The sequence below is a fragment of the Myxococcus sp. CA005 genome (assembly GCF_006518205.1).
In the GTDB taxonomy this organism is placed as follows: domain Bacteria; phylum Myxococcota; class Myxococcia; order Myxococcales; family Myxococcaceae; genus Myxococcus; species Myxococcus xanthus.
In genome coordinates this window covers 1-25,808 of record NZ_SRLV01000109.1, presented here as the reverse complement: position 1 = coordinate 25,808, position 25,808 = coordinate 1, and the positions used below count along the sequence as shown (strand labels likewise).

The window sequence follows — 25,808 nt, the reverse complement described above, 5'->3', positions numbered from 1 at the left end:
GAGATTCATGAGCGTCTCGTGGGCTCGGAGATTTGTATAAGAGACAGGTGCTGGGGGCGGGTGGCCCTGGCGGCGGCCAGGCCGTGGCCCCTGCGGCGTTCATCTCTCACGGCTCACCGATGGTGGCCCTGGACGCGGATGCCTACCCGCAGGCACTGCGTCGCTTCGGCGGCGAGGCCCAGGCGCGGGCCCTGGTGGTGGTGTCCGCTCATTGGGAGACGCCCGGCGAGATTCGCGTCACCGCCAGCGCGCAGCCGTCCCTCATCCATGACTTCTATGGCTTTCCCGAGCCGCTCTACCGCCTGCGCTACGGCGCGCCGGGTGCGCCGTCCCTGGCCGAGGACGTGGTCGCCCGGCTGAAGGCGGGCGGGTTGCCCACCGTGGCTGACGCGGAGCGCGGCTGGGACCACGGCGCGTGGGTGCCGCTGCTGCATGCCTTCCCGGAGGCGAAGCTCCCCGTCGTCCAGGTCTCCATGCCGCTGGGCGCGAGCCCCGCGGACATCGCGCGGATGGGCGAATTCCTCCGGCCGCTGCGCGCGCAGGGCGTGTTGTTGATGGGCAGCGGCGGCATCGTCCACAACCTGCGCCGGCTGAATTTTCAGGAGAAGGCGGCGTCCGTCGAGCCGTGGGCAGCGGCCTTCGATGCGTGGATTGCGCAGAAGCTGGAGGCGCGAGACTTCACCGGCCTTCAGTCATGGTTGGATGCACCGAACGCGCGGCTCGCGCATCCAAGGGCCGAACATTTGATGCCGCTCTATTTCGTCCTCGGAGCTGCCCTCCCCGAGGACCGTCTCACCCCCGTATTCGAGGGCTTCCATCACGGAACCTTGTCCATGCGCAGCTTCGCGCTGCGCGCCTGACTTCGCTGTATCTCCCAGGAGCACACTTCTTATGAAGACGTCCATGAAGACCGCCGTTGCCCTGTTTTTCGCCCTCCCGTCCATCGCGCTGGCCTCCACCTGGAAGGTGGATGACTCGCACTCCAGCGCCGGCTTTTCCGTCCGTCACATGATGGTGTCGAACGTCACCGGCTCGTTCAACGTGAAGAGCGGCACGTTGAACCTGGATGACAAGGACATCACCAAGTCCAAGGTCGAGGCCGTGCTGGACGCGTCCACCGTCAACACCGGCAACGCCAAGCGCGACGAGCACCTGCGGGCTCCTGACTTCTTCGACACGGCCAAGTTCCCGGAGATCACCTTCAAGTCCACCAAGGTCCAGAAGGCGGGCCAGGGCAAGCTGAAGGTCACCGGCGACCTGACCATGCATGGCGTCACCAAGCCGGTCGTCCTGGACGTCACGGGCCCGTCGAAGGAGTCCAAGGACCCCTGGGGCAACACCCGCACGGGCGTGACGGCGACCACCAAGCTGAACCGCAAGGACTTCGGCCTGGCCTACAACCAGGCGCTGGAGGCGGGCGGCGTCGCGGTGGGTGAGGAAGTCACCGTGAACCTGGAGCTGTCGCTGGTGAAGCAGGCCGACGCCGCCGCGACGGACAAGAAGTAAACCTTCGCTTCTTCTGAAATGACGGAGGGGCCTCCCACGGTGGTGGGGGCCCCTCTTTCATTTGCGGAGCACGGTGGCCCCGCCCGTCCTTCGGGGACGCGCCCGTTCAGCCCTCGGCCACCGCCTGCACGCTGGAGCGGTAGATGAAGATGCGCGCGGTGTTGGTGCGCTGGTCGGCGGGGATGACGAAGAAGCCCGGCGTGCTGCCCTGGAAGTCCTGGGAGAAGCCCGCGACCTGACGTCCGTCGTTGAAGGTGACCCGAATCTTCTGTCCCTCCACCTGCGGCTGACGCGCACCGGCGGCGAGCATGAAGAAGATGGCCTTCACGCGCTTGCCCGGAATCTGCTCGGCGGCGAAGCCGCTCTGCTGCTCGAGGGAGATGACCTCATCGAGCAGGTCCGCGTCGCGGATGGTGCCGCGCTTCACCTGGCCTTCGACGGTGTGGATGATGACGCGGTGCTCGCCTTCCACGAAGGAGGTGAGGGCCGTGCCTCCGACGATGGCGGTGTCATCGAAGAGCGGCTCACGCTCCACGGCGACGTGGTTGGCGGGCGCGGCCGGCATGACGACGGCGGTGTGCTGCGCCTGCGCGGCGGTGGCCAGTGAGGCCGCCTGGGCGAAGTGCACGGGCGCCGACGCGACGACGGGGATGGCGGCCATGGGGGCGGGCGGCGGCACCACGGCTTCTTCCTCGACGTCGATTTCGGCCACCTCCTGCTCGAGCTCCATCGAGACTTCTTCTTCCTCGATGGGCATGGCCTCGGTGAAGTCCTGCGCCTGAGCGCCGAAGGGGCTGTCCGTGCTGGCGGCGGCCCACTGCGACGTCACGGGGGCGCTGTCCAGGATGGGCTCGGCCTCCCACGCGGACGCCGCTTCGATGGGCTCGGCCTCCTCCATGACGGGCTCCACGTCCACGGAGGCGTCATTCCACTCCGCGGAGGCAGGCGTGGCCGTGTCCGCGAGGGAGACCTCTTCAGCGGATGCTTCGTTCCAGTTCGCCGTCTGCTCCGACGACCACTCGGTGGTGGCGGGGGCGTCCCAGGTCGCGCTGGTGTCGTGGCTGGTCGCGGACCATTCCGCGGCCGCGGGGGCGTTGTCCGCGGGCGTGTCCCACTGCGAGGCGGCAGGCGCGCTCGTTGAGGCCCATTCGGCGGCCGGAGCGGCTTCCTCGATGGGGTCGGCCCACTCGGCCTGGACTTCCTCGGTGGCGGGCGTGGACCACTCTGCGTGGGGGGCTTCCGTGGGCGTTGCCCACCCCTGCTGAGCGCCCTCCGCCGGAGCGGCGGCCCACTCTTCCTGGACTTCTTCTGCCTCGGGGGCGGCCCACTCTGCCTGCGCGCCTTCCGTGGGGGCGGCCCAGACAGGCTGGGCGGCTTCGGTCGCAGGCGAGGCCCACTCAGGCTGGGCTGCGGTTTCCGTGGCAGGCGTGGCCCACTCAGCCTGGACTTCCTCGGTCGCAGGCGAAGCCCATTCCGACGCCGGTGCAGCGGCATCGGTCGCCCACTCGGCCTGGACATCCTCCGTCGCGGGCGAAGCCCACTCCGGTGCTGGAGCAGTGCCTTCCTCGGGCGTGGCCCACTCGGCCTGGACTTCCTCGGTCGCAGGCGAAGCCCACTCCGGTGCTGGCGCAGCGCCTTCCGCGGGCGTTACCCATTCGGCCTGAGCTTCCTCGGCAGCAGGATTCGCCCACTCGCCTTGCGCCTCTTCCGTCGCAGGCGAAGCCCATTCGCCCTGAGCCTCTTCTGCCGCAGGCGAAGCCCACTCCGGCTGCGCGGCTTCCACGGGCGCTGCGGCCCAGCCGGCCTGCGCGGCCTCGGTCGCGGGCGTAGCCCACTCGGACTGGGCGCCTTCTGCCGCAGGCGAAGCCCACTGCGACGATGCGGCGGCTTCGGTGGCAGGCGTGGCCCACTCGCCCTGAACCTCTTCAACTGCAGGCGAAGCCCACTCCGACGATGCGGCGGTTTCGGCCGCAGGCGTGGCCCACTCGGCCTGGACTTCCTCGGTCGCAGGCGAAGCCCACTCCGACGATGCGGCGGTTTCGGTGGCAGGCGTGGCCCACTCGGCTTGGGCGCCCTCGGCCGCAGGCGAAGCCCACTCCGACGATGCGGCGGCTTCGGCCGCAGGCGTGGCCCACTCGGCCTGGACTTCCTCGGTCGCAGGCGAAGCCCACTCAGGCTGAGCACCTTCGCCGGGCACGGCTTCGGTCGCAGGCGTGGCCCACTCGGGCTGCCCGGCGTTTTCGGTACCGGGAGCGGCCCAGTCGGTTCGTGCTGCTTCAGCCGCAGGCGTCGTAGCCCACTCGGGCTGCGCGGCGGTTTCGGTCGCAGGCGCAGTCCATTCGGTCTGAACTTCCTCGGCGGTCGCCCACCCGTTTTCAGAAGAGGCAGTCCATTCCGACTGAGCGGTGTCGGCGCCCGGCGTCGTCCAACCTGCCTGGGCATCCGTAGTGGCGTCAGCGATTTCTGGCGCAGCCCATTCGGCCTGGGCCTCCGTCGCCGCAGGTTCAGCCGTCAGGGTAGCTCCATCCTGCTGGGCGGGGTCGTCCCACTCGGCTTGCACTTCCACCGGCGCTGCGTCGAGCGTAGGGGTCGACCCATCGGCCTGAACCTCAGTGGGCGAGGCCTCAGAAGACTCGGCCCACTCGGCCTGGACTTCCACGGGCGCTGCTTCAGTCGACGCCGTGTTCCAGCCGTCGCTTGGGGGCGCTTCAGCCGTGGCCCACTGGGCCTGGCCGTCCTCGGCGATCGGCTCAGCCCACTCCGCTTGGATTTCGCCGGGCGCGGTCTCGGTGGAGGACGAAGCCCAGTCGGCCTGGGCTGCCTCGGGCGTGTTCGCAGCCCATTCTGTCTGCTCGCTGCCGAGGGCAGCTTGCGCGGCGGTCTCGGTCCACTGCGCCTGCGCCTCGGTGTGCGCCTGCTCCGCGGAGGTGGCCCACTCGGGTTGGGCTTCAGGGGCTGCCGCGCCTTCGGCCGCAACCCATTCGGGCTGGAGCTCGGTGGTGGAGTCGGCCCACTCGGCCTGGCCAGCCTCGGAGGCGATGCCTGTATCGGAAGCCGCCCACTCCGCGTGGCCCGTGGCAGCCGCCGTTTGTTCGGAGGTCGTCCACTCGGAAGCGGTGACAGGCTCCGCCCACTCCGCCTGGAGTTCGACGGTTTCCGAAACAGGATCCTCCCAGCCTGCATACGCATCGCTGGCAGCGGCCTGCTCACCGGAAGTGGCCCATTCCGTCTGAGCCGCTTCCGCAGCGGGCTGCTCGGAAGTGGAAGCCCATTCAGGCTGCAGCTCGATGGCGCCCGCGTCACCCTCCGCCATCGCCACACTGCGCTCATCGGTCGGCGCGAAGTGTCCGTGGGCCAGGAACTCGTTCGCCGCGGCGAGAGGCACGGCCTCTTCGGGGTTCCCGCTCAGGTCGAACATCTCCTCGGCGGAAGGCGTGCGCGCGGACGACTGCGGCGGATCTCCCGCCACCTCGATCGTTTCCGCGTGGAGGTCCGGACCCACCTGGACCGGCCGGATCTCGAGCGACGGGACATCCGACGACGCGAAGGGCGCAGCCTCCGGCGGGAAGTCCACTTCCGAAGCGGTGGCCTCCGTACCGACTTCGATAACCTCGAGCGTGGGCTGCTCGCTCCCGCCGTCAGCGGCCTGGAACGATGCCTCGTCCCCGGCGTGTCCGGGCGCGGACTCGACATCGATGACATCGAGCGAGGGCTCGTCGGACGACACCTCGGCCGCGTTGAGCTCCAGCGTGGGGACGCTTCCCTGCTGCGCGGGAGACTCTTCGCTCACCTCCGAGCCATCGAGGGCGATTTCAGCCGACTGCGGCTCGGCGACGTCGGAGGCCTCCAGGGAAATCTCCGCGGCCGGCTCAATCGGGGCGGACTCGGCGACGTCTGTGGCGTCGAGCGTGATTTCGGAGGGCGACTGGGCGGAAGGCGATTCGGCGACGTCGGACGTATCGAGAGCGATTTCGGGCTCGCTCATCTCGGTCGCGTCGAGGACGACCTCCTTCCCATCGAAGGCCTCACTCGAGTGGTCGTAGGTGCTGTGAGCCGTCTCGGGCGCAGTCTCGATGGCAGCCAATTCGCTGACGTCGGAGGCCGCATACTCCGTGGTGGCAAACTCCTCGGCCGCGTCCGTGCTGCCCCATGCGCTGGATGCGAGCGCCGTGTCGGAGGTGGCTTCGGCAGCGGTCTCCACCGAGTCCAACTCCATCGTGGCCGCATCACTGACATCGGCGGTGTCGAGCGCCACTTCCGGATACGCCTCGGCAGTGGCCGACTCGCTCGTTTCGGACGTCGCGAAAGCGTGCTCGCTCACAGCCGTGTCGCTGACCTCTGCGGCGTCGAGCACCGCTTCGGCGTACGTTTCACCAGCGGCGGTTGCATCGCCTTCGCTGAAGGCAGTCTCGGCGAAGGGCTCTTCGAACGAGGCTGCTGCGCTGCCGTAGGGGGAAGCCTCGGCGACGACTTCGCTGCTGGCATCCGCGGCGGCCAGCTCCGGCTCGGGAGCAGACGTTTCGATGACATCCGAAGCCGAGAGCGCCAACTCGGGAGCGGCTGCGGTCGTATCACTTGCCTCGGAGGCAGTCAGCGCCACCTCGGGATAAGCCTCCGCCGTCGAGGCATCGCTGACATCGGCCGTCGCGAAGTCTGCCTCAGGGTAGGCCTCCGCCGTCGCGAACTCCGTCGTGGGATAGGCCTCCGCCGTCGCGAAGTCTGCCGCGGGGTAGGCTTCCGCCGTCGCGGCATCGCTGGCGTCAGACGCCGTGAGGGCCGTCTCGGGATAGGCCTCCGCCACGGCGACATCGGACGCGTCGAGCGCGATTTCAGCGGGCGAGTAATTGGCGCCCGTCTCGGTCCCGGCAGATGCGTCGAACGCCATCTCCGAGGCGTGCTCAACCGCCGCATCGCTCACGTCGGCTGCATCGAGCGCAATCTCGGTGGGCTCGGCTTCGGCCGAAGCCTCATCCGCGGTGTCGAGTGCAATCTCGGCGGGCTGTGCCTCGTACGTATCGCCCGCGCTGGCCGCGATGAAATCTGTCGCGCCGTGGTCGGCCGTCGCCATGGCATCAGCCGTCACGTCGGTCGTCGCACCCGCGTCCCACGCATCCGTCGTATCCGCGGAGTCCGCAGCCGACGCTTCGACCATTTCGGAGGAATCGAGCGCGATTTCGGAATCCGCAGCCTGCGAGGCCGCCTCCGGCTCCGCCATGGCGGCAACGTCGATGATGTCGCCCGCATCGGCGACGTCCATGTGCTCCGTCTCGACGGCGAGCGGCGCGGAGGCCCACGCATCATCGATTGGGGCGGGAGACTGCTCGTGGGCAAGGACAGGTTCGCTGTCGGCGGTGCCGTCCAGCAACTCGACCTCGGAGGAGGGGACCTCCACTTCCGTCGAGGCCAGGGCATCGCCCGTGGGCGCCACCGGCGCATCCGGTGCCGACTCGACCTCCATCGACAGGTCGGCGAACGATGCCTCCAGCGAGGTCTCGGGTTCGGCGCTGGCGGCCACCGCTGGGGTGTCCGACCCCACTTCGGAGAAGTCATCCTCCGCAACGCTCAGGGCTTCCGGCTGCGCCTCCTCGAATACGGGCTGCGCATCCTGCTGGAGGTCCGCGGTGACGTCCGCGAACGACGCAGACGGGTCATCCGCCGCGGCCGGTTCCTCGTCGGCGGACATCGCCTCGATGTCGGGTTCTTGCTCCGCGCTCAGTGCATTCTGAGCCTGTCCACCGGCGCCCGGCGTCATCCACGGCGCGGGCTCGCTCAGCGCGGGAATGTCGATGTCGTCCGAAAGGCTGAGGTTGTCCGGCTCGACAGCCGGCTGGTGTGCCGGAGCGGTGGGGTAGGACTGCTGCTGCGCGGACTGCGCGGCATAGGCCTGCGGATCCGCCTGCCATGCTTCGGCAGTGCCCTGAGCGTAGCCCGCATTCGGGTCATGCGCCTGCTGCGCGTAAGCCTGCGCATTCGGGTCATACGCATGCTGCGAATAGGCCTGGGCGTTCGGGTCGTAGCCTTGCTGTGCGTAGGCCTGAGCGTTCGGGTCGTAACCCTGCTGCGCGTAGGCCTGAGCGTTCGGGTCGTAGCCTTGATGTGCGTAGGCCTGAGCGTTCGGGTCGTAGCCCTGCTGTGCGTAAGCCTGCGCGTTCGGATCGTACCCCTGGTTCGGGTCGTAGCCGGCGGGGTAGGGGTACCACTGGCCGTCAGCGGCGTAGTAGCCCTGGGGTTGCTGCTCGTAGCCGGCGGGGTAGGGGTACCACTGGCCATCGTCGGCGTAGTAGCCCTGGGGTTGCTGCTCGTAGCCGGCGGGGTAGGGGTACCACTGGCCATCGTCGGCGTAGTAGCCCTGGGGCGCGGCCTGCTGCTGCCAGGCGGCGGCGTCCGCGGCTGGCGCGTCATCCACGCCCAGCTGTGCGCGCAGCTCGTTCCAGCGAGCCTCCTCCACCGGAGACAGGCTTCCCAGCTTCCGCTTCTCGTCGAGAAAGCGGAATTCTCTCATCGCTGCGCGCGTGTCCGACATCCGTCACCTTGCTGCGGACAGCGTACAGCCGAGCTTCTGTCGCAGCGTAAATAGAGGGGGCTGCGAGTCTAGGGGACTCCCGGGAACGGGTAAACCAATTGGCCCGGGCCCGGCTGGCAGCCTCCCCTACTGGAGAGCGGCCCGGACGTCCTCGTCGAGGCTCGCCCGCGTCTTGCCGTAGTGCTCCGTCAGGGCCTCGTCGATGGGTCTTCCCTGTCCCACCTCACGGACCATCGTGAGGAACCGGCCCGTACCGCCCCGCTTCACCAACTCGCGGACCGCCACGGCGGAGGTGGCATAGGCGACGGTCGGGTTGCGCTGCATGATGAGGGACGAGCCCTCCATCTGCGCCAGCTTGGGCAGGGAGTTCGCCTTGGCGGCCCGGGCCATGTAGTTCCGGACCGACCGCTCGGGGTCCTCGCCGCCCATGTAGCGCCACTCGACGTACTCGGCCAGGCCCTCGTTGAGCCAGACGGGGAGGTTGTTCCCGTAGCCGCCACAGAGCTCATCCAGCGCGGCGTGGACGTACTCGTGGACCAGGGTGGCCTTGGTCTGCGGCGTGAGCTCCGCGGCGTCGTTGATGCGGATGGCGTTGTCGGAGTAGAGCCCGGCGACTGTTCGCGCCCGCGCCGCGCCGAAGTGCGTCTGGAACTCCGCGAGGGTGTACAGGATGATGTCCACCGGCGCGTGGCGCACCTCGCCCAGCATGCTGCGGGTGAAGTCGTAGGCCTCGTCCAGCGCGGCGACGATGCGGCCCTCGTACTCCGCGCGTTGGCCGAAGTCGCGATCGTTGTTGAAGTACCGGATGACGAAGCGGCTGTTGGAGCGCGTCCGCATGCCGTCCGCGCCGGTGCCCGACTCGTAGTTGAGGCTGGCCGAGCGCGTGGAGCCCCGGCCCTGGCCGGCCACCGTGGGCTGGGTTTCGACCATGACGGTAGGCCGCCCGCTCGTGGCGCCATTCATCCGCAGCTCCAGGCGCTCCGCCTCCCGCCGCGCGGCGGTCTCCTCCGTCGTCTTGGCGCGGGCCTGCACGAGCAGCCGCTTCGCTTCCGCGGCCTCCTTCGACTTCGCCGGCACCTTCTCCAGCGCCGCCACGGCGCCCGCCGCGTCCTGTTCCTCCATCAGCAGCCGCCCCAACTCCAGGCCGAAGGCGCCGTCCTTGGGGTACTGGGCCAGCCCCTTGCGCAGGGCGGCTTCCGCGGTGGCCCGCTGGTCCGTCTTCCGCGCGGCCCGGGCCAGGCACCGCAGCGCGCCCGCGGACTCCTCGTACACGGTGGCCCGCTCGCCCAGTGAGTACGCCATCACCGGGTCCTCGTCCTTCAGCGCCTCGCAGCCCTTCTGGAGCGCCGTGGCGACGGTGCCCCGCTGCGGGGTGGGCACGTCCGATGCCTCTCCGGCCGAGAAGGCCAGATAGAGCTCCTCCCACGCGCGGCTGGCGGCGAGCGACTTCGCCTTCTGTCCGGGAGAAGAAGGGGCGGCGGTCAGTAGCAGGGCGGAGAGCAGGGCGGCGGGGCTCATGCCCTGAGTATCGCCGGACACGGGCGCACGGGCGCAAGGCCCTGCCCCCGCATGGGGCGCTACTTGCGGGCCACCTGCCAGCCCAGCCGGTGGAGCGCGCGCTCCAGCTCCTCGATTTGCGCGGGCCCGGTGGTCTCCAGCGTCACCTCCACCATGGCCTCGCCCAGGCCCGCCTTGGAGAAGGCGCGCTCGTGGTGGATCTCCACGACATTGGCGCGCAGGTCGGCCACCTGCGTGGTGAGCTTCGCCAGCATTCCGGGCCGGTCCGGCAGCCGGACCTCCAACTGCACCAAGCGGCCAGCCTTCACCAGACCGCGCTCGATGATGCGGCTGATGACGTTCATGTCGATGTTGCCACCGCTCAAGATGATGGCGGTGCGCCGGCCCCTCGCGGCGGGAACGTCACCGCTGAGCAGCGCCGCCAGGCCCACCGCGCCGGCGCCCTCCACCACGCTCTTCTCCTGCTCCAGGAGGGTGAGGATGGCGGCGGCGATTTCCTCCTCGTCCACGGCCACCACCTCGTCCACGTACTTCTGCACCATGGGGAAGGTGAGGTCGCCCACGCGCTTGACGGCGATGCCGTCCGCGATGGTGGTGCCCGCGGCGGCCAGCAGCACGCGCTCGCCCGCCTCCACCGACGCCTTCATGCTGGCGATGGTCTCCGCCTGCACGCCCACCACGCGGATGTCGGGCCGCGTCTCCTTCAGCGCGCACGCGATGCCGGAGATGAGCCCGCCGCCGCCAATGGGGACGAGCACCACCTCCAGGTCGGGGCACTGCTCCAGCAGCTCCAGGCCGATGGTGCCCTGGCCGGCGATGACGTGCGCGTCATTGAAGGGGTGGATGAAGACGCGGTCCTCCGCCTTCTGGATGCGCAGCGCCTCCGCGTAGGCCTCGTCGTAGTTGGTGCCCTTGAGCACCACGCGCGCGCCGTAGTCATCCCGCGTGCGCGACACCTTGATGAGCGGGGTGCGCTCCGGCATGACGATGGTGGCACTCACGCCCAGCCGACGCGCGTGGTACGCGACACCCTGCGCGTGGTTTCCGGCGGACGCGGCGATGACGCCCCGGCGCCGCTCGTCCTCGGTCAGCGTCAGCAGCTTGTTGAGGGCGCCGCGCTCCTTGAAGGCCCCGGTGCGCTGGAGGTTCTCCAGCTTGAAGAACACCGCGGCGCACTCCGTCCGCTCCGTGTAGTAGTCCGACTGCGGGCACGGCGTGGGGCGGATGGCCGAGCGAAGGCGCTCGCGCGCGGCCTGGATGTCCTCGAGGGTGACCATGTGCGCGCCTCTATCGGAAGCGCGCCCCGGGCGGAAGAGACACGAGGAAGGAGCGTGCTCCGCCGGCTGCCTGCCGCGCCGCGCTACGTCCAGCGCGTGACACGGCGGGCCGCGTCAGATGCCGCGCAGCACGGTGGCCTTGCCCACCCGGCCAATCGCCAGGATGTACGCGGCCGTCCGCATGGAGACCTTCCGGGAGCGCGCCACCTGCGCCACGCGCTCGTAGGCCTCCTTCATGGACTTCTCCAGCTCCGCGTTGACGCGGTCCTCCTCCCACGACAGGTGCTGGAGGTTCTGCACCCACTCGAAGTAGCTCACCGTCACGCCGCCTGCGCTGGCGAGCACGTCTGGCACCACGAAGATGCCGCGCTTCTCGAAGATTTCGTCGGCCTCCGGCTGGGTGGGGCCGTTGGCGCCTTCGATGATGAGCTTGGCGCGCACCGCGTGGGCATTCTCCCGGGTGAGCACGTGGCCCAGCGCCGCGGGGATGAGGACCTCACAGTCCGCGCCCAGCACGTCATCGTTGCTGCACGAAGCGCCCCCGCTGAAGCCCGTCACCGTGCCGGTGCGCTTCACGTGCTCGAAGAGGGAGGGGATGTCCAGGCCCTGCGGGTTGCGAACGCCGCCCAGCGCGTCCGCCACGGCCACCACCACGCCGCCGTCCTCCCAGAGGAGCTGCGCGGTGTGGCCGCCCACGTTGCCGAAGCCTTGGAGCGCGAAGCGCGTGCCCTTCACCGGCAGGCCCAGGTCGCGCAGGATTTCACGCGCCACGTAGAGCAGCCCGCGGCCGGTGGCGGCCTCGCGGCCCTTGGAGCCGTAGAGCTCCAGCGGCTTGCCCGTCACCACCGCGGGAGAGTGGCCGTGGTAGCGCGAATACTGGTCCATGATCCACGCCATCACCTGGGGGTTGGTGTTGACGTCGGGGGCCGGGATGTCGCGCGTGGGGCCGATGACGTCCTGCACCTGGTCCACGTACTTCCGGGTGAGGCGCTCCAGCTCCTTGATGCTCAGCTGGGACGGGTCGCAGGCGATGCCGCCCTTGGCGCCGCCATAGGGGACATTCACGACGGCCGTCTTCCACGTCATCAGCGAGGCGAGCGACGCGCACTCGTCCTGGTCCAGCATCGGGTGGTAGCGCAGGCCGCCCTTCATGGGGCCACGGCTGTTGTCGTGCTGAATCCGGTAGCCGAGGAAGGTGCGAATCTCTCCGGAGTCCATCTCGATGGAGACCTGGACCTTCACCTCGCGAAGGGGCGTGGCGAGCAGCGTTTCGATGGGGGTGCCTACGTCCATGATCCGCGCGGCTTTGCGGAAGTAGTAGTTGGTACCCTCGACGGCGCTCATGTGTCGGCAAGCTCCTGGATGGCGGCGCGCGAGACCTTAACAGAAGGGGTGCGCTACCATAGGAAACTGCCATGCCGCCCGATCCGCCGGACGCTTCCACCGTGAGTGGACACCTCCAGGGACTGGCCCGGCGCATCCGGACACTGCGGGAGCGGCGGGGACTCACCCAGGAGGACTTCGCCGCCCGCTGCGGCATCTCCGTGTCCTTCGCGTCCCTGCTGGAGCGAGGCGAGCGCAGCCCCAGCTACGAGACGCTGCTCCAGGTGGCCGCCGCGCTCCAGCTCCCACTGTGGGAACTCTTGCGGCTGGAGGACACGCAGGACGCGGGTGTCCACCGGCTGGAGGCCTTCGTCCGGGGGCGCGGCCTGGCTCGCGTGGACGTGGACCGGTTGCTGTCGGTGGCGGAGGTGATGTTCAACGAGCCCACGCGGGCAACGGAGGACATCCAGGCCGTCCGGCCGGAGCCTGCCCGCTGCGGCGAGCCCGGCTGTGAGAAGCCAGTGCTCGCCCGGGGCCTGTGCGCCGCCCATTACCACCGCGAGCGGCGCAGGAAGGCCGCCAGTCCAGGGACTGGCGGCACCTGAGGGACTACTTCCGCTTGGCCTGCTCCACCTTGAGCGTGCGCTCGCCGTGGGGCTTGCCGTGCGTGGCTTCGAAGGCCGCCACGTCCTCGTCGGCGACGAAGACATAGGCGTAGGTGGGGCGCAGGTCCGTGCGCAGCACCTTGCCGGCCGGAGCGCCCGCGGCCTCCAGCGCGGCGGCGACGCCCGCCTCGTCCAGCCCGTCCTGCTTGCCCAGACCCACCCACAGGCGCGTCTGGCCGGGAACCTCCGGCAGGGCCTCCGTGCGGGGACGGCGCTCCGGGCGTGCGCCCCGCGGACGGTGACGCTCCACCTTCAGCGCCTTCTCGCCGTGGGGCTTGCCGTTGACGGCCTCGAAGCCGGGCGCGTCCTCCTCGGCCACGTAGGCGTAGCCGTAGGTGGGGCGCAGCAGGGTGCGCAGCACCTTGCCGGCCGGAGCGCCCGCGGCCTCCAGCGCGGCGGGCAGCTTCGCCTCGTCCATGCCGTCGTCCATGCCCAGGTTGATCCACAGCTTCGCCTCGCCGGGGCCCGCGTCCGGGGACGGGGGCGGGCGGGGCGTGGCGTCACGCTCCGTGCGCGGCTTGCTCTTCTCCACGCGCAGCGTCTTGGCGCCGTGCTGCTTGCCGTTGATGGTCTCGAAGGCGGCGGCGTCCTCCTCCGCCACGAAGACATAGGCGAAGGTGGGGCGCAGCTCGGCGCGCACGACCTTGCCCACCGGGGCGCCCGCGTCTTCCAGCGCCGTGGCGATGCTGCCCGGCCCCAGGCCATCCGCGGTCCCCAGGTTCACCCACAGCTTCGCCTCGCCCGGACCGGCCTCCAGCGCCGCCGCGCCGCGGCCACTCTCAGCGCCGCGCTCGCGCCGCGCGTCGTCACGGCGGGGCCGGCGCTCGCGCTCGCGCTCGGAGGACTCGCCGCGCTTCTCGCGCCGGTCGTCGCGCTCACGGTCTCGGCGCTCGCCACGCTCCTTCCGCTCGCCGCGCTCGCGCCGGCCGCCCTCGCGGCTCTCGAACTTGCGCTCTTGCGGAGGCTCACGCCCTTCCGCCGCCATCGCCGCGGCGGCCTTCTCCATGCGCAGGTGGCTGAAGAAGTACTTCAGCAGGAAGGCGATGAGGTCGTCGGCGTCCGCGCGGGGCTTGAGCTGCGCGGCCAGCGGCAGGAAGCCCTCGAAGACGGAGCCGCCCGCGGCCTCCTGGATTTCGCGCACGTGGCGCTCCGTCCACAGGCGCATGGCCTCTTCCGGGGCCGGCATCTCACGCTTGTCGAACTTGATGCCGTACTTCTTCTCCAGCGAGGTGTACGTGGCCAGCTCGCGCCCGGAGAAGAGGTTGATGGCGGTGCCCTTGTTGCCGATGCGGCCGGTGCGGCCCACGCGGTGCAGGTACACCGCCGGGTCCTCCGGCAGCGAGTAGTTGATGACGTACTCCAGGCCGGAGATGTCGATGCCGCGCGCCGCGATGTCCGTGGCGACCATGAAGGCCACCTCGCCGCGCTTCACCTTGCCCATGACCCGCTCGCGCTCCTTCTGCGGCAGGTCGCCATTGAGCAGCTCCGCGTCGAAGCCGTTGCGGTTGAGCACCGCCGTCACCAGGGCCGTGTCATCCCGCGTGTTGCAGAAGATGATGGCGTTCTGCGGCTCCTCCTTCTCCAGCACGTAGATGAGGTTGCGCGGCTTGGGGAAGGCGTCCGACACGTCGTAGCGGATGTGGTGGATGTGCTCCACCGTGAAGACGTCGCCCGACAGCAGCAGCGTCTCCGCGTTCGTCGTGTAGCGCGCGATGAGGTTCTGGATGTCCGTGGGGACGGTGGCGCTGAAGAGCAGCACCTGGCGCGTCTTGGGAAGGCGGTCGAGGATGCGCGTGACTTCCTCGTAGAAGCCCTGGTTCAGCATCTCATCCGCTTCATCCAGGACGGCGTGGTCACACGCGTCGAGCTTCAGGTTGCCGCGGTTGATGTGGTCGAACACGCGTCCCGGCGTGCCGACGATGATGGGGGTGCCTTCCTCCAGCGCGTCCTCCTGCTGCTTCATGGAGGCGCCGCCGTAGATGGCCGCGATTTTCAGGCCCTTGTGCTTGGCGAGCATCTTCAGCTCGTCCGCCACCTGAAGGGCCAGCTCGCGGGTGGGGCAGAGGATGAGCGCTCGGACGCGGCGCTCGTCGGCGGGAATCTTTTCGAGCAGGGGCAGGCCGAACGCGGCCGTCTTGCCGGTGCCCGTCTTGCTGCGAACGATGAGGTCTTTTCCCTCGATGGCGGGCCGGAAGGCGCGGGCCTGGACAGGGGTGGGGTTGGTATAACCGCGCTCCGCCAGGGCGAGGCGGATGGGCTCTGACAGGTTCATGTCGTCGAAGCCGATGTCCGCGATGTACTCGGCGGGACGTGTCGGGGCTTCGTCAGGCGCCGGACTCCCCGGCGCGTTTGGCTCTTGGATGTCGCTCATCAGGCATGGGCATAGCCCCTGCATTACCCTGTGGCAACAATCGCGGCACTTTGCTGTATGGAGCCCCCATGGCGAATGGGAGGAAAAGAACCAAAGGTACGTCCCCCCGACCCCGCGTGAAGCGGCCGGCCTCGCCCGGGGCTGGCGACGTCGTGGACGCCGAGGTGGAGGGGGTGGAGGTCGAGGCTCAAACCGACCCGGATTCACTGGAGCCGGACGCGGCGGAGCTGGCGGAGGTCGAACCGGAGGCCGAGCTGGACACCCCCGTGGTGCCCCCCCGAGCGCTCGTCCGCTCTGCGGAGACGGGGCTCACGCCCAGGGACCCTCTCCAGGCCTACATGGCCGAGGTGCAGCGCCATCCGCTCCTGACGCGGGAGGAAGAGCTCCAACTGGCCCGGCACTACAAGGAATCCGGGGATGTGAACGCCGCCTACCGGCTGGTGGCGTCCAACCTGCGCCTGGTCGTCAAGCTGGCCCACGAGTACCACCGCAACCCGTTGTCCCTGCTGGACCTGGTCCAGGAGGGCAACATCGGACTGATGCAGGCGGTGAAGAAGTACGACCCCGAGCGCGGCGTGAAGCTGAGCAGCTACGCCGCCTGGTGGATTCGCGCGTACATCCTCCGCTACATCATGGACAACTGGAAGATGGTGAAGCTGGGGACCACCGAGGCCCAGCGGAAGCTCTTCTTCAAGCTGCGCCAGGAGCAGGAAAAGCTCATCGCCCAGGGCTTCGAGGCCAGTCCCAAGCTGCTCGCCGAGCGGTTGAACGTCACCGAGCAGGACGTGGTGGAGATGGACCAGCGGCTGGGGCACGACGAGATGTCCATCGACGCGCCCCTGGGCAATGACGACGACTCGCGGACCACCCGTGCGGACCGCTACCTGCCGTCCAACTCGATGCCAGCGGACGAGCGCCTGGGCGCCGAGCAGCTCAAGGCCCTCTTCCGGGAGAAGCTGTCCGAGTTCGCCCGGACGCTGGAGGGCAAGGAGCGCTTCATCTTCGAGAGCCGCCTCGTCTCCGACGAGCCCCTGACGCTCCAGGACATCGGCGACAAGTACGGCGTCAGCCGGGAGCGGGCCCGGCAAATCGAGGCGGCCCTCATCAACCGGATGCGTGACTTCATGCGTGAACAAATCCCGGACTTCGACCTGGTGGCCAGTCCCAAGGCCTGACGGCGGGGGAGGGGGCGAGTCAGCCGGCCGGGCACTGGCGATATGCTGGGGGGCGCCCGGCCGTTCTCCTCGCACCTTCAGGAGCCCCCCATGCACAGCTCCACCCGCCTCGCGGGAGTCTGTCTCGTCGTCGCCACGCTGCTGACGCTCACGGGTTGTTCCAGCTCGATGCGCAAGAACTACGTGCGCGACAAGGCGGCCAGCCACGTCTACCGCCAGGAGCTGGCGCAGCTATGGCCCCACGTCCAGGAGGTGCTGCGGGGCCACGGCTACTCCTGGAAGGAGATGCCGGGCCGCTACGTCCTGGAGACGGAGTGGCTGGACTCCGGCGGCGGCAGCCTGGGGCCGGGCACGGCGTCTCGCTTCCTGGTGCAGGGCATCGTGCTCACCGGCGGCGGCACGGCCCTGCGGGTGATGCGCGGAGACCGCATCACCCAGTCCATTGGCGTCGGTTACGTGGACAAGGAAATCAAGACGGACGAGGACTACGCCCAGGCCGTCCACGACAGCCAGGCCAGCGGCGTCCTGCCCACCCGGCAGAACTACTTCCGGGACCTGGAAATCGAGCTGGAGATTCTCCGCCGCAGTGACCCGGAGGCGGCCGCGCGCTTCGACGCGGACGCGCTGGCCGCACACCCCTGAGTCCCGCGGCGGACCCCGCCCCTACTTCGACCAGGGGCGGGAGATGACGCAGGCGTTGATGCCGCCCACGCCCATGGACAGCTTGCCCGCGCAGCCCGCGGGCGCCTCGACGGCTTCGTCGAAGACGAAGCGGCCGTGCACGCGGGAAATCTGCTTGTTGAGCTCCGCTTCCTTCAGCGGCGTGGGGAACACCTTGCCCTGGCCGTAGCCCAGGTACTGCGCCGTCAGCTCCCAGCCGCCGCCGGCGGACATGCCGTGGCCGAAGGTGCCCTTGCGCGCCGTAATCAGCACCTGCTCGGGCAGCACGTCGCGCAGGTTCTGGACCTCCAGGTAGTCACCCGGGGTGGCGGTGGCGTGCAAGTCCCAGCTGCCCATGTCCTCCGGGGCGCAGCCGGCCGCGGCCAGGGCCTCGCGGATGGCCAGCGTGGGGCCTTCCTTGGACGGGGTGATGATGTGGTCGGCGTCCGCGGTGACGCCCACCGCGATGGGCTCCATGCCCAGCGGCTTGAAGCCCTTGGCCGTGAAGTGCTCCAAGTCACCCAGCACCCACACCACCGAGCCGCCCGCGATGTGCGTCCCGCGCAGCGCGGTGAGGGGCTTGGAGATGGAGGCGTCCGCGGAGATGACGCGGGCGTTGTAGAAGCCGCCCACCGTGAGCGGCATCGGCGGCGGGTCCGTCATACCCATGACGACGGCCTTCGCCTGGCCCAGTTGAATCGCGTTGATGGCCAGCCGCAGGCCGTAGCCGAACGACGAGCACGCGGCCACCGGGGCGAACGTCATGCCGGTGATGCGGCCCATCATCGAAATCTGCGAGGCCGGCGTGTTGTGGATGTTCCACAGCACGTTGGAGGACACGGCGTTCCACGGCGGCTCCGGCGACATCCACTTCTTCTGGAGCCGGGCGTTGCGCGTGCGCTTCTCCTTGATGACGGCCAGCTTGGCGGACTCCACGTCGCCATCCTCGGGCACGCCAATGGCTTCGATTTCGCGCAGCTCGTCCAGGTACTCGCGCAGCTCCGGCGAGCGGCCCGCCCAGAAGTGCCACCACGCGTCCTCGGCCTCGTCGCGCGTGGCCTCGTCCACCGTGGACGGCTCCGGCGGAAGGCCAGGCAGCGGCTCCTGCGTCTCACGCCACTTCCGCAGGGCGCCGTTGCGCTCCGGCGCGGACCAGAAGCGGTCCCACCGGCGCTGCGCGCGGTACAGGTCCAGGGAGATGGAGCGGATGGTGGGCAGGTCGCCCAGGCCGGTGCCCACGTAGACGTGCGCGCGGGGCCCCAGCGCCTGCAGTTCCTGCTCCAGGCCCGGGTTCTGCGCCAGGGACTGGATGAAGGCGCCAATGGCGAACTGGGTCGGCTGACCCATCTTCCGCTCGAGCTGCGAGAAGCGGCTGCCTGGGAAGCGCGCGTCAATCCACGGCTTGTAGTCGGCCAGGTCGAACTCCGGCATGCCGACGAGGAAGTTGTCGGGGCCGAAGCCGTTGAAGGGGGACAGCCAGCTTTCGGACGACGAGAGGTTGCGCTCGAACGCCTCGATGTTCCTGGACCGGGGGGCGACCACGCCCCAGCCGAAGATGCCTACTCTGCGCACGTTTGATTGTCCTTCGCCGCTAGGGGCCGAGCGGCTGAATCTTCAAGTTGTCGAAGTGAACCCGGTTCTTCCAACCGGAGAAGCCGAAGTACTGATTGCGTGGGCCCTCCAGCGGGACGGGGTCCTTGAGCGTCAGGTAGGGCTGGCCATCCAGCTCCCACGCCAGGGTGCCGCCGTTGCGGGTAATCTTGATGTGGTGGCGCTTGCCGGGCACCACCGCGGCGCCGTCGCGCACCGCCCGGTCATTCGCGTGCTCGTTCTGCCGGGCGATGGCGGACTGGGTGTTGCGCCAGCCACCGAAGATGATGACGTACCCGGTGGCGGTGTACTGCAGCCGCAGGTCGCCCGCGTAGAACGAGCGCCCGTCGCCCCACACCTCCACCTTGATGTCGCCCTCCGGGTTGTCCGTCCAGGCGTCGAATTCAATGGTGGCGTTGGTGGGGATGGGCTGCTTCAGCCACACCGGCCGGTTGTGCATCAGCTCCACCACCAGCGCCCCGTCCACCAGCTTCACCGCGGAGGGGTTGGTGGCGTTCCACGCGTCACCCAGCGTGTCGCGGTTGAAGTCGTCCGCGTAGGGCCCGGGGGGCGGCGTGGGCGCGCGCGGCGCCGCCGTGAAGGGCATCCGGTCCGGCGTGTCCACCCGCAGGTTGTCGTAGAAAATCTGGGACTCGAAGCCGGACAGGCCCAGCCGGTCCTGCCCGGGGCCCTTGAGCGGGAAGGGGTCGTCCAGCTCCAGCATCAGCTCGCCGTCGACGAACCAGCGCAGCAGCGAGCCCCGGCGCTCGATGCGCCAGTGATACGTGCGGCCCACCTGCACCGGCTGGCCTCGCAGCTCCACCCGGACCTTGGTGTTCTCCTTGAAGAAGCCGCTGGCCTTCAGGTCCACGTTCTCCTTGCCTCCACGAGCGGCGCGGCGCCGGAGGGCGTCCAGGGAGGGCGCGTTCATGTCGCGCCGGCCGATGACGGACATGGAGTTGTTCCAGCCGCCCTGCACCAGCACGTACCCGGAGGCCGGGTCCACGCCGTTGCCGAAGAGCTCCACCCGGATGTCACCGGCGGGCAGCTCCGAGCGAACGTCGAATTCCACGGCGACGTCATCCGGCAGCGGGGCCTGCAGCCACAGCGGGTTGTTCTTCACGCCGGGGGCGAGCAGCTCGCCCTGCAGCACGCGCCAGTAGCCACCCGCGGAGAAGAAGTCGCGCTCCACCACGCCCGGGTCGGAGAAGTCCTGCGTGTAGGGCAGCTTCGCCGTCACCTCCGCCTGTCCTCGCAGCAGCGCGTAGTGGATGAGCGGGAACTGGATGACGAGGATGAGGCCGACGAGCACGGCCCACCCCTTGCGAGTCAGTCCCGTCGGCTTCACCCACGCGGTGCTCGCGGGAGGCTCCTGCCGGGGAGCGGACTCCGTGGGGGACTCGTGCTGCTTCTCCTGACGCCTAGCCTGACCCATCAATCCTTCCGGGGGGGGAAAGGCGGCGGAATGTACGCCCCGGGCAGGGGGACGTAAAGCACGGCCACCAGTCTCTGGGGGCTACTTGACCCCCCACCGTTTTTCGAGCGCATGTTGCTCCGCCTGCCGCACCTTGAGCCGCTCACGCTCCGCGCGAAGCTTGTCCGCCTCCTCGGGAGAGGGCCGGACGGCGAGCTGGTACACCGCGCCGGCCACGGCGAAGAGGCCCGCGGCGATGATGACGCCCCAGGGCTTGCTGGCCACCGCCTGCACCACGCCGCCCACCTGGTGGAGCGCCGCGAGCGCGCCGATGACGAACATCCACGCACCCACCGCGGAGGCCACCATCACGGCCACCGGGCGTTGCAGCATCGCGCCCGCCAGCCCGCCGATGATGAAGCCCGGCGCGAAGCCCAGCAGGAAGTCCTGCTGCCCGGCGATCTGCCCGGCCACGAGGCCCAGCGGCACGCCCACGCCCAGGAAGGTGATGGCCGTGGGGAGCAGGAAGCCCAGCGCCATCAGCACCGCGGCGGCGATGGTGGACATCTTCGCCACGTCCGGCAGGCCCAGCTTCATGACGAGCACGGGCGTCCACAGCAGGCCCAGCACCGCGCCGATGGGGCCCGCGAGCACGCGGAACAGCTTGCCCCCACCGGCGACGAGCAACGTCACGCCAGCGACACAGCACACGATGCCGGCCCACATGGGCAGCATCCGGTAGACGGCCACCCAGCCGGTCGGATTGAACGTCTGGTAAGCCCCGAGGGCCTGGAGGAGGCCTTCCATGGCAGATTCTCCTTGATGCGGTCCGCCGAAGCTTACGCGTATCGGACGATTGCGAGTACGAGCAGGAGCACGAAGACGGTGGCGGCGAGCAGGGCGAAGCCGTACAGGGCGCGCGGGGTGGTGGTGCACCGCAGCAGCTCCTCCGCCTCCGCGCGGTCCTCGGCGGACGGGTTGCCCGCGAGGATTCGCTCGGCGTCGCGCCGCGCCCCCGCCACGTCGCCCGCCTCCTTCCGGGCCCAGGCGGCATGTGCCTCCGCCGAGCCGGGCGCCGGGGGCGTCTGTCCGCCTTTCGCCATGACGCCGTTCTATACCGGGGAATGCGCATACCCGTCGACGGTATATAGATACGCCCTATGTCCGCGCGGCGTCTGACCCGTCGAAACCTCCTGCTCGGCACCGCCGCGCTCGCCCCACTGCTGGCGCGGCGGGCGCATGCCTTCGGTGAGAAGAACCGCTTCATCCCCGCCGTGGCCCGTCACAAGGGCCGCTGGGATACACGGCTGTCCGGGCTGCGCCGCATCGCCTGGGAGCTGCAGCGCCGCACCTCCGTGGAAGTCGTGCCGGACGCGCGCCCGTTTCCGCTCAGTTCACCGGACCTCTTCGAATACCCGTTCCTCTACTTCGGCGGCGAGGGGGAGTTTCCCCCGCTGGAGGAGGCGGAGGTGGCCAACCTGCGCCGCTACCTGACGTACGGCGGCTTCATGCTCGCGGACGCCAACGATGCCAGCGACGGGGCCGGCTTCGATGCGTCCTTCCGCCGGGAGATGGCGCGGGTGCTGCCGCAGAGCCCGCTGGCCGAGGTGCCGTCGAAGCACGTGGTGTTCAAGTCCTTCTTCCTGTTGGACGCGGCACCCGGGCGGGTGCTCAACAAGCCCCAGTTGATGGGCTGCAACCTGGGCAAGCGCGCCGCGGTGCTGTACTCGCAGAACGACCTGGCCGGGGCGTGGAGCCGCAACGAGTCGGGTGACTACGAGTTCGACGTCTCGCCGGGTGGCGAGCCCCAGCGCGAGCTGGCGGTGCGGTTGGGCATCAACGTGTGCATGTATGCCCTCTGCCTGGACTACAAGGACGATGCCGTCCACCTGCCGCTCATCCTCAACAAGCGGCGCTGAAGCCCCGGCCCTCCGCCGAAAGCCTGGATGAATTCCCCCACGTTCAACGCCTGGAAGCTCGTCACCCTCTCGCCATTGCCACCGTGGGCGCTGGTCCTGCTCGCCCTGGGGTTGGTGCTGGGCGTGGCGCTGGCCGCCTGGGGCGTGCGCCGGGAGCCTTCGCGCGGGCGCCGGGTCCTGCTCTGGGCCCTGCGTGTCGGCGCCGGCGTGGCCGCGCTCTTCTTCCTGCTGGAGCCCGGCATCCGTCACCTGCAGGTGGCGCGCATGAAGAACCGCGTCGCGGTGCTGGTGGACCGCTCCGCGTCCATGAGCTTCCCCGCGGAGGTGGGAGGACGCTCGCGCTCCGAGGAAGTGGCCGCGTTCCTGGAACGGGCCGCGCCGCGCCTGGCGGAGCTGCAGGACCGCTTCACGGTGGAGCTGTACGGCTTCGACCCGGAGCTGGCGCCGGCGACGCCGGAGACGCTGATGACGCCCGCGCGCGCGGGCACCACGGACCTGCTCTCGGCGGTGCGCGCCGCGGCGGGGGCGGGGCAGGGCTCGCGCAAGCTGTCCGGGGTGCTGCTGTTCAGCGACGGCGCGGACAACACCGAGCTCAAGGCGGGCGTGGTGGGCCGGGCGCGCGCGGCGCTGGCGGACCTGAACGTCCCCGTCTCCACCTTCACCGTGGGGCAGGAGACGCTGAAGGACGTCGCCGTGGAGGGGCTGAAGGTGGATGACTTCGCCTTCGTGCGCAACTCGCTGACCGTGGAGGTGGAGATTCACGGCCGCGGCTTCGCGGGGCAGGACATCCCCGTGGTGCTGAGTCAGGAAGGCAAGACGGTCGCCAGCAAGGTGGTGCGGATGGAGTCCGCGGACGACGTGAAGCCCGTGGCCTTCACCTTCACCCCGGACCAGACGGGGCGCTTCGTCTACACGGTGACGGTGCCCACCTTCCCGGGCGAGGCCGTGGCGGACAACAACACGCGCTCCTTCACGCTGAAGGTGATTCGGGACCGCGTGCGCGTGCTGCTGGTGGTGGGACGGCCCTCCTGGGACGAGCGCTACCTGCGTGGCCTCTTGCGCCAGGACGCCAACGTGGACCTGGTGTCCTTCTACATCCTGCGCACGCTGTCGGACGACCCGGGCGTGGTGAACGACCAGCGCGAGCTGTCCCTCATCCCGTTCCCCATGGAGGAGATTTTCGACACGAAGCTGGACACCTTCGACGTCGTCATCTTCCAGAACTTCGGGCACGCGGACCCGTCGCTCTCCATCGCCGAGTACGAGCGCAACCTGGAGCGCTACGTCCACAACGGCGGCGCCTTCGTGATGATTGGCGGCGACAGTGTGCTGGGCGAAGGCCGCGCCACCATGCCCACGCTGATGGAGGCGCTGCCCGTGGCGGCCGCGGGCCCCGCCAACCTGGACGCCTTCAAGCCGCGCCTGACGCCCGAGGGGCTGCGCCACCCGGTGACGGGCATTGGCATGGGCGCCGCCAGTACGGAGGCCGCGTGGGCGGAGCTGCCGCCCATCCCTGGCGCCAACCTGACGCAGGCGCGTCCGGGGGCCACGGTGCTGCTGGACCACCCGCACCTGACGGTGGGCGGGAAGAACGCGCCGCTGGTGGCCGTGTGGGACTACGGCCGGGGCCGCTCGCTGGTGATGGCCACGGACGCCTCCTGGTACTGGGCCTTCGCGGCGCACAAGCACGGCTCGCCCAGCCGCGCGTATGACCGCTTCTGGGGCAATGCGCTGCGGTGGCTGGTGAGGGACCCGGACCTGACGACGCTGAAGGTGACGGCGGACCCGCCGTCCGTGGAGCCGGGCCGGCCCGTGGGCGTCGTGGTGCAGGCGCGGATGGCGGACTACCAGCCGGCGCAGGACGCGCAGGTGCGGGTGGAGCTCTTCTCCGTCGCCACGCAGAAGCCGGTGGCGGTGCAGACGGGCACCACGGGGACGGACGGCGTGGTGCGGCTGGAGTTCGAGCCCCCCGCGCCCGGGCCCTACAAGCTGCTGGCCTCCGCGAAGAAGGGCGAGACGGACCTGGGCAAGGGCGAGGACGCGGTGGCCGTGCGCGCCGTGGGGCCCGAGCTGTCGGACGCGTCCGTGCGGCCGGAGTTGATGGCGCAGATTGCGAAGGAGACGGGCGGCAAGTCATACACGCTGCCGCAGGACGGCCTTCCGGATGTGCCGCTGCTGGACCCGCCGGTGGTGGAGGTGGGCCGCGCCAGGGACCAGCCGCTGTGGGACCGCTGGTACTACCTGGTGGCGCTCATCGCGCTGCTGGGCGCGGAGTGGTTCGCCCGCCGGCGCTTCGGCTACGTGTGACAGCGGCCTCTCCCAGTGCGAGGGAGAGGCCGGGTTGCTTCCCGCGTGGGGCGGACTAGGTCTTCTCCACCACGCCGCAGGCGATGCGGCCGCCCGCGTCGCCCGCCGGATCGGTGTGGTAGTCGTCCTCCTTGGCGTGCACCACCACCGCGGAGCCGTCCTTGTCGAACAGCGACTTCAGGGTGAGACCGTTCTGCGAAAAGATGTCGAACTGCACCGTGCCGTCCTGCGCCACGTAGAGGTTGGGCAGGTCGCCTTGGTGCTTGCCCTTGGGCGCCAGCAGGCCGTGGGCCTTCTTGGTGGGGTTGAAGTGGCCGCCCGCCGTGGTGAAGGCGGGCCCCTCGCACTTGCCCACCTCGTGGATGTGGAAGGCGTGCTGGCCCGGCGGCAGGTTGCTCAGCTTGCCCTTGATGAGGACGCCTTGCTTGGTCTGCTCGAGGGTGATTTCGCCCACGTCCTTGCCCTCGGAGTCCTTCACCTGGGCCTTGGCCGTCTGGCCCTTGGGCTGCGTCTTCTTGTCCGCTGGCGGCGGCGTGCCCGCGCCCTCCTGAGCCAGTGCGGGGAGGGCGGCGGTCAGTGCGGCGGCGGTGAGCAGGGCTCGAATCTTCATGAGTGTGTCTTCCTCCTGAGGCATGCGCTACGGAGCGAAGGTGGACACTAGCGGTTGCGCGTGCCCGCCGCAGGGGAAAGCAAGCGGGCACCCGAGCCATCTGCCCTGTAGCGCTCACTCCTCCGCGAGGGGCACGGGCACGACGCGGGAGGCGCCGAAGGCGGGCGCCCAGATGCCTTGGACTTCCGGCCCATTGAGGAAGCGGACCAGGGCCTGGAAGGCGGGCAGGGGGCCGCCCAGGCGTTCGGCCCATGCCAGGCCCCGGGGAGAGAGGTTGGGCACCAGCGGGCCCAGTTCGTCCCGTGTCTTCACGGACCGGGTGAGGCCCAGGCCCTCGTCGCGCAGGCGCTGCGGCACGTAGAGCGGGGCGAAGCGCGCGTGGCGGTGGTCATGCACGCAGCCTTCGTCCTCCAGCAGCGCGGCCGACAAGGGCAGCTCTCGCACGTTGAAGAGCAGCTTCACCGCGCCCAGGTGCGGGTCATAGGGGCCGCGCAGCCGGTGGTCACCGCGGGGGACGAGCCGCCGGTCCAGGTAGCAGTAGGCGCGGGCCTCGGGCGGCACGCTGCCGCGGTGGCGCGCGCCGCCGTAGCGATAGAAGGGCCGCACGTAGCTGGCGTCCACCTCCAGCGGTGGCCCGGCCTTCAATGCGCGCAGCTTGGGCAGCAGCTCTTCGGGCAGGCCGTGGGCCTTCGCGAACTCGGGCAGGGCTTCTTCGGGCGTGGCCGCGAAGTCCTTCACGCGGGTGAGGAGTCGCTCCGGGTCCGCGTCCACCAGCAGCTCGTCGAAGCGTGTCTTCACGCCGGGGAGGCTGACGGGGACGAGCCGCGTCAGGGGCTCTCCACGCTCTCGCCAGCGGGCGTCCAGGGCGGAGGCCTCGGGCGCAGTGGGGGCGAGCCGCCACTCGGGGGGCTCGGGGGTGAAGTGTTGTCCGAGGCCGCGCCGCTCGAAGC

17 protein-coding genes and 1 pseudogene are annotated in these 25,808 nt (G+C 69.8%); 7 read left to right on the top strand and 11 right to left on the bottom strand.

All coding sequences use genetic code 11. The annotated features are described in order from the left end of the window. Positions 1–32 precede the first annotated feature (32 nt). Both FMQ63_RS32665 and FMQ63_RS32660 read left to right on the top strand, forming a co-directional pair. Complete coding sequence (locus FMQ63_RS32665; protein WP_141276875.1) at positions 33–860, top strand: dioxygenase; 828 nt, start codon at positions 33–35, stop codon at positions 858–860. 31 nt (positions 861–891) lie between these two features. Continuing rightward, positions 892–1,506, top strand: coding sequence for a YceI family protein (locus FMQ63_RS32660; protein WP_011555828.1), 615 nt, complete (start codon positions 892–894; stop codon positions 1,504–1,506). Positions 1,507–1,612: 106 nt separating this feature from the next. Here FMQ63_RS32660 and FMQ63_RS32655 read toward each other — a convergent pair whose 3' ends face one another. From FMQ63_RS32655 to FMQ63_RS32640, 4 genes are all read right to left on the bottom strand, one after another. Next, the gene (locus FMQ63_RS32655; RefSeq protein WP_225909486.1) at positions 1,613–8,008 is read right to left on the bottom strand and encodes a hypothetical protein; all 6,396 of its coding nucleotides are present in this window, start codon (positions 8,006–8,008) and stop codon (positions 1,613–1,615) included. Between the two features lie 147 nt (positions 8,009–8,155). After that, complete coding sequence (locus FMQ63_RS32650) at positions 8,156–9,547, bottom strand: peptidase MA family metallohydrolase (RefSeq protein WP_043611594.1); 1,392 nt, start codon at positions 9,545–9,547, stop codon at positions 8,156–8,158. A gap of 59 nt (positions 9,548–9,606) precedes the next feature. Next, positions 9,607–10,824, bottom strand: coding sequence for a threonine ammonia-lyase (ilvA, locus tag FMQ63_RS32645; RefSeq protein ID WP_011555825.1), 1,218 nt, complete (start codon positions 10,822–10,824; stop codon positions 9,607–9,609). Between the two features lie 114 nt (positions 10,825–10,938). Then, positions 10,939–12,168, bottom strand: coding sequence for a Glu/Leu/Phe/Val dehydrogenase (locus tag FMQ63_RS32640; RefSeq protein ID WP_011555824.1), 1,230 nt, complete (start codon positions 12,166–12,168; stop codon positions 10,939–10,941). Between the two features lie 71 nt (positions 12,169–12,239). Between FMQ63_RS32640 and FMQ63_RS32635 the strand changes: the two genes are divergently transcribed. Then, a complete protein-coding gene (locus FMQ63_RS32635) occupies positions 12,240–12,752 on the top strand; it encodes a helix-turn-helix domain-containing protein (RefSeq protein WP_011555823.1) in 513 nt (170 codons plus the stop codon). Positions 12,753–12,756: 4 nt separating this feature from the next. On the opposite strand, the gene FMQ63_RS32630 is transcribed toward FMQ63_RS32635, so the two are convergent. Next, the gene (locus tag FMQ63_RS32630) at positions 12,757–15,183 is read right to left on the bottom strand and encodes a DEAD/DEAH box helicase (protein WP_011555822.1); all 2,427 of its coding nucleotides are present in this window, start codon (positions 15,181–15,183) and stop codon (positions 12,757–12,759) included. 68 nt (positions 15,184–15,251) lie between these two features. Between FMQ63_RS32630 and FMQ63_RS32625 the strand changes: the two genes are divergently transcribed. Beyond that, positions 15,252–16,358: an RNA polymerase sigma factor RpoD/SigA gene (locus FMQ63_RS32625; RefSeq protein ID WP_026113799.1), complete on the top strand. Its 1,107-nt coding sequence runs from the start codon at positions 15,252–15,254 to the stop codon at positions 16,356–16,358. 90 nt (positions 16,359–16,448) lie between these two features. Then, complete coding sequence (locus tag FMQ63_RS32620) at positions 16,449–17,000, top strand: hypothetical protein (protein WP_225909485.1); 552 nt, start codon at positions 16,449–16,451, stop codon at positions 16,998–17,000. A gap of 21 nt (positions 17,001–17,021) precedes the next feature. Here the strand turns inward: FMQ63_RS32620 and FMQ63_RS32615 are convergent, their stop codons facing one another. From FMQ63_RS32615 to FMQ63_RS32600, 4 genes are all read right to left on the bottom strand, one after another. Beyond that, on the bottom strand, positions 17,022–18,590 hold the full coding sequence (locus FMQ63_RS32615; RefSeq protein ID WP_011555819.1) for a beta-ketoacyl synthase N-terminal-like domain-containing protein: 1,569 nt from the start codon (positions 18,588–18,590) through the stop codon (positions 17,022–17,024). A 19-nt stretch (positions 18,591–18,609) separates the two neighbouring features. Beyond that, positions 18,610–20,043: a hypothetical protein gene (locus tag FMQ63_RS32610; RefSeq protein WP_026113798.1), complete on the bottom strand. Its 1,434-nt coding sequence runs from the start codon at positions 20,041–20,043 to the stop codon at positions 18,610–18,612. Between the two features lie 81 nt (positions 20,044–20,124). Then, positions 20,125–20,829, bottom strand: a complete 705-nt coding sequence (locus FMQ63_RS32605; RefSeq protein ID WP_011555817.1) for a hypothetical protein — start codon at positions 20,827–20,829, stop codon at positions 20,125–20,127. A 32-nt stretch (positions 20,830–20,861) separates the two neighbouring features. Beyond that, positions 20,862–21,125 carry a hypothetical protein gene (locus FMQ63_RS32600; protein WP_011555816.1) on the bottom strand — a complete coding sequence of 88 codons (264 nt, stop codon included), beginning with the start codon at positions 21,123–21,125 and terminating at the stop codon, positions 20,862–20,864. Positions 21,126–21,182: 57 nt separating this feature from the next. Between FMQ63_RS32600 and FMQ63_RS32595 the strand changes: the two genes are divergently transcribed. Both FMQ63_RS32595 and FMQ63_RS32590 read left to right on the top strand, forming a co-directional pair. Next, positions 21,183–21,941 (top strand): DUF4159 domain-containing protein, encoded by a 759-nt coding sequence (locus tag FMQ63_RS32595; RefSeq protein ID WP_011555815.1) that lies wholly within the window; start codon positions 21,183–21,185, stop codon positions 21,939–21,941. A 27-nt stretch (positions 21,942–21,968) separates the two neighbouring features. After that, positions 21,969–24,248: a glutamine amidotransferase gene (locus tag FMQ63_RS32590; protein WP_011555814.1), complete on the top strand. Its 2,280-nt coding sequence runs from the start codon at positions 21,969–21,971 to the stop codon at positions 24,246–24,248. A 55-nt stretch (positions 24,249–24,303) separates the two neighbouring features. Here the strand turns inward: FMQ63_RS32590 and FMQ63_RS32585 are convergent, their stop codons facing one another. Continuing rightward, positions 24,304–24,858: a superoxide dismutase family protein gene (locus tag FMQ63_RS32585; RefSeq protein WP_225888095.1), complete on the bottom strand. Its 555-nt coding sequence runs from the start codon at positions 24,856–24,858 to the stop codon at positions 24,304–24,306. A gap of 114 nt (positions 24,859–24,972) precedes the next feature. After that, a pseudogene (locus FMQ63_RS32580) lies at positions 24,973–25,808 on the bottom strand (SAM-dependent DNA methyltransferase); the annotation flags it as partial.